This window comes from Faecalicoccus sp., from assembly GCF_036552745.1.
Classification (GTDB): domain Bacteria; phylum Bacillota_I; class Bacilli_A; order Erysipelotrichales; family Erysipelotrichaceae; genus Faecalicoccus.
Window position 1 is genome coordinate 1 of record NZ_JAXKBY010000195.1, and the last position, 4,576, is coordinate 4,576.

At 38.6% G+C, this 4,576-nt stretch carries 4 protein-coding genes and 1 tRNA gene; 3 read left to right on the forward strand and 2 right to left on the reverse strand.

Going from position 1 to position 4,576, the window contains the following annotated elements; all coding sequences use genetic code 11:
* On the forward strand, positions 1–504 hold a 504-nt coding region (locus U0M88_RS09100; RefSeq protein ID WP_331869604.1), incomplete at its 5' end, for a tyrosine-type recombinase/integrase.
* A 208-nt stretch (positions 505–712) separates the two neighbouring features.
* Here the strand turns inward: U0M88_RS09100 and U0M88_RS09105 are convergent.
* Together U0M88_RS09105 and U0M88_RS09110 are read right to left on the reverse strand one after the other, a co-directional pair.
* A tRNA-Arg gene (locus tag U0M88_RS09105) sits at positions 713–789 on the reverse strand.
* Positions 790–958: 169 nt separating this feature from the next.
* Positions 959–1,303: an acylphosphatase gene (locus U0M88_RS09110; RefSeq protein WP_331869605.1), complete on the reverse strand. Its 345-nt coding sequence runs from the start codon at positions 1,301–1,303 to the stop codon at positions 959–961.
* A 284-nt stretch (positions 1,304–1,587) separates the two neighbouring features.
* On the opposite strand from U0M88_RS09110, the gene trkA reads away from it, so the two are divergent.
* Both trkA and U0M88_RS09120 read left to right on the forward strand, forming a co-directional pair.
* Positions 1,588–2,946, forward strand: a complete 1,359-nt coding sequence (gene trkA / locus U0M88_RS09115) for a Trk system potassium transporter TrkA (protein WP_117445444.1) — start codon at positions 1,588–1,590, stop codon at positions 2,944–2,946.
* 7 nt (positions 2,947–2,953) lie between these two features.
* On the forward strand, positions 2,954–4,438 hold the full coding sequence (locus U0M88_RS09120; RefSeq protein ID WP_181965557.1) for a TrkH family potassium uptake protein: 1,485 nt from the start codon (positions 2,954–2,956) through the stop codon (positions 4,436–4,438).
* Positions 4,439–4,576 lie beyond the last annotated feature (138 nt).

Sequence of the window (4,576 nt, forward strand, 5' to 3'; positions counted from 1 at the left end):
CCTAAAACAGTTGCAGAACTATTGGTGCAATATAAAAAAGACCAGCAGGAGTTAAAAGAATTTCTCGGAAGTGCCTACAATGATTACAACCTTGTTATTGCGTTAGATAATGGCAATCCCGTAGAAAGCCGTATTGTTAGAGATAGGTTTCAAAGGCTCTGTGAAGAAAACGATTATGAAGTTGTGGTATTCCACAGCCTACGTCATTTGAGTACGGGCTACAAGCTCAAAATGACAAACGGAGATGTTAAGTCCGTGCAAGGCGATACTGGTCATGCAGAAGCAGAAATGGTTACAGATGTCTATTCAGAAATTATTGACGAGGACAGACGTTTCAATGCACAAAAAATGGATAAAGAATTTTATTCTACGCTTAATGATGATACGAACAATCCAACGCAAGATACCGCTGTAACAGATAGTGATATGGCATTATTGGAGTTGATTAAATCTTTATCGCCAGAAATGAAAGAGCAATTTTTAAAGCAGGCACTTCAAAGATAGAATTTCAAAAGTGTTAGCAAATTCCAAAAAAACCAGCGATTTTTCTTCAAAAATAAAAAAGTGTTAGCAAGCCTATTTCCTTAAAAGTCTTAAAAAAATATCGAATAAAAAATGACAGATTGAAAACAATTCGTATTCAGCGTAAATAGAAAGCCATAAATAAGAAAACGCTGAAAACCTTGTAAAATAAGGCTTTCAGCGGAGTTTGTGGCGTCCCAGACAGGAGTCGAACCTGCGACGTTTCGCTTAGGAGGCGAACCCTCTATCCTGCTGAGGTACTGGGACATTCTTAAAAATCTATTCAATTTTATCTAGTTATCATATCAAAAGGCGTTTGTTCCACCTAGCCCTTAGGAGGCGATTGCATTATCCGTTATGCTACGAGGACAGAATATAAATTGCTTACTGATTATACCATGATATTTCATAATAAACAAAAAGCAAGTCTATAAGATCAGTTAGCCATATGAAAGGATGATTCATTTTTAAGTGGAATTTCTTTTTCTGATACAGAATCAATTTGAAAACGGGGTACTTGATACAACTGATTGATCAGGTACTCTATTTTTTCTTTTGTGCCTTGTACTTCACAAAGTACACTTCCATCCATTTCATTTCGAACCCATCCGGTCAATTTTAATTGAGTGGCAATCTGGTAAACTTCATAGCGAAATCCCACACCTTGCACGATTCCCTCAAAGCGAATTTTATAACGCAGAATTGTTCCATCTGCAAAAGAAGGAAGATCTTTCCTTTGAGGCATATTAAATTGTTTTTGTAGTTTTTTGAAAAAGTTCATGAATAGTCCTCTTTTTAATCGTAATCAATTTCATCAAAAAAAGCCAGTTGTTGTTATTTTACATTCTGTAAGTTATAAACATTTATTTTTCAATTTATAGCTTGATCATTAAGAAAACATAAAGAAAAGTTTTTCATAAAGCCGATATTTAAAGAATAATATTCATATGTCTATGAATAATGAACAATTTCTTTATAAAACCTTAATTTTACGCAGTCTTATCTTGATTCCTTTTATGAACGCGACTACAATGGATATACTGTTTGATTCGCAAGGAGATAGATATGAAAATTGCAATTGTAGGTGACGGAAAAGTTGGCTTTGCGCTAGCTTGTCAGTTGAACCAGGAAGGACACGATGTAACGATCATCGAAAATAAACAGAAGGTATTAGAAGATACAGTTAATCGGTTAGATATTATCGGTGTCTTGGGAAACGGTGCCAGTGTGGATGTTTTGGTGGAAGCCGGCGTCAAAGAGTGCGAGTTGTTGATTGCCGTAACCAGCCAGGATGAAATCAACATCATCTGTTGTATGCTGGCAAAGAAGCTGGGAACGAAAAATACGATTGCACGAATTCGAAATCCGGAGTATGTCGCAGGTTTGAATATGATGAAAGAAGATCTGGGCTTGTCGATGCAGATCAATCCGGAAATGGCAGCCGCCCTGGAGATTGTTCGCTCTTTACGCTTTTCCAGTACGATCAAGGCAACCTCTTTTGCCAAAGGACGAGTAGAGCTGACGGAAATCAAGATTCGTGAAGGAAGTCCGTTGATTGGAAAAAACCTGATGGAAATCAGTTCTCGATATAAATCAAATGTTTTGTTCTGTGTCGTACAAAGAGGTTCACAGATCATCATACCGGATGGACAGACGATCATTCAGGAAAATGATAAAGTTTCATTGACGGGTTCTATGCGTGAGCTGGAACAATTCTTTAAAGAAATCAAGCTGTTAAAAGATAAAAAGGTTGAAGAAGTCATGATCGTCGGTGGGGGACGAATCAGTTTCTATCTGATACGTCTTTTACTGCATCTTGGCATTGAAGTCAAAGTTGTGGAAATGAATAAAGATGTCTGCCTGCAGCTGGTCGAGAAATTTCCATCGATTACAGTTATTCACGGCGATGGAACGGATCACGAGCTTTTACGGTCAGAAAATCTGGAGGACATGGATGGTTTTATCGCTTTAACGGATAACGATGAAGAAAATGTCATTATTTCCATGTTTGCTTCCAGCTTAGGTGTGCAAAACGTATTGCCGAAAGTGAATCGTGTATCGCTGGGCTTTTTATTAGAGAAACTTGGTTTGGAAAATGCGATCACACCTAAAAATATTACGGCCAACCAAATTTGTCAGTATGTCCGCGCTATGCAGAATAGTGTAGGTTCCAATATCGAGTCTTTGATCAAGATCGTAGATGATCAAGTAGAAGTGCTGGAATTTAGAGTGCGAAAGAACTGTAAGTTTATCGGGGTACCTTTAAAAGATCTGACCTTTAAGAAAGAAATGCTGGTGGCTTACATCACACGAAGAGGAAAACCACAAATTGCACAGGGCGATTCGTATGTAGAAATTGGCGATACATTGATCTTGATCAGTAAGATTGCCGGATTGAGGGATATCAACGATGTATTGGCTTAAACGAAAAATGAAGAAAGTCAATTGGCGCTTGATTGCCAATATGAACGGATATGTATTGATCTGTCTTGGATTGTTGATGGTATTGCCACTGATTTGTTCGTTGTTGTATAAGGAAAAAGTTGTTTATGACTTTTTGATCACGATTGCGAGTTGTCTTTTGGTTGGGTTTGCCCTATCACGGATTCATCTGGATCGTAAAGATTATTTCGCAAGAGATGGTATGATTGCCGTAGGTCTTTGTTGGATTACCGCCAGTTTGTTTGGTTGTCTTCCTTATTTTATATCACAGGAGATTCCCAGCTTTGTAGATTGCTTCTTTGAGGCAGTTTCGGGGTTTACTACAACCGGTTCTTCTATCGTACCTTCGGTTGAAGAATTATCAAAAGGAATTCTTTTCTGGCGGAGCTTTACGCACTGGATCGGCGGTATGGGAATTCTGGTATTTATCTTAGCGTTTTTCCCGAAATCGAATGATCGATCAATGCACATCATGCGTGCCGAAGCGCCCGGCCCTGTAATTGGTAAGCTGGTGCCACGTATCCAACAAAGCGCTATGATCTTATATGTGATGTATATGGGGTTGACCTTGTTGTGTATCGTGTTTTTGTTGGCAGGAGGTATGCCTTTATTCGATACCCTTTGTTATACATTTGGAACAGCCGGTACCGGCGGCTTCAGTATTTCTTCTTTAGGGTTAGGTCTTTACAACAGCGTTTATTTTGAAGTCGTCATTACGGTTTTTATGTTGTTGTTTGGCATAAACTTTAACTTGTACTATTTTCTGTTTTTAAAAAACTTCAAACAGATTTTTAAAAATGAAGAATTACGCATGTATGTATTTATAGTTTTCAGCTGTATCATTTTGATTACCTTGAATATATCACATATGTATGGAGGCATTCTGGAAGGCTTACGCTATGCTTCTTTTCAGGTGGCTACGATTATTTCGACAACTGGTTATGCGACGACCGATTTCAACCTCTGGCCTATGTTCTCAAAGGGAATCTTGTTGCTGCTGATGGTATTGGGGGCCTGCGCCGGATCGACGGCCGGTGGTATTAAAGTCTCTCGTTTTGTGATCATCTTAAAAAAAATTCGTTTGGATATTCAACGACTGGTGCATCCGCAAAAGGTGGAAGCGATCACGATGGATGGCAAAGTCGTCGATGATAGTGTAGTATCGCAGATCATGGCTTATTTTGGCTGCTTTATGTTGATCTTGTTTTCCTGTATCTTCTTAGTTTCTTTAGATAATCTGGATTTTGAGACAACAGTCAGCTCGGTCTTTACCTGTATCGGTAATGTTGGGCCGGCCTTCGGTTTGGCAGGGCCGATGGGAAATTTTGCCATGTATTCGGATTTTTCCAAATTAGTATTAAGTTTCGCCATGCTGGTAGGACGATTGGAAATCTATCCGATTTTGATTTTCTTGTTTCCGTTGTTTAAATTACCGGATATGTGCCGCCGAAAAAAATTCAATAAAATGGACTAAAAGACGGGGGAACTCGTCTTTTTTGGTACGCTATACCCACAGTTTGGTGATTTAGCCATAATTCAGCATTAAAAAGAAACCTCAAATAAAGCATCTGTTGCAATCTGCCGGATAAAAAAGTAATGAATAGAGTACTTC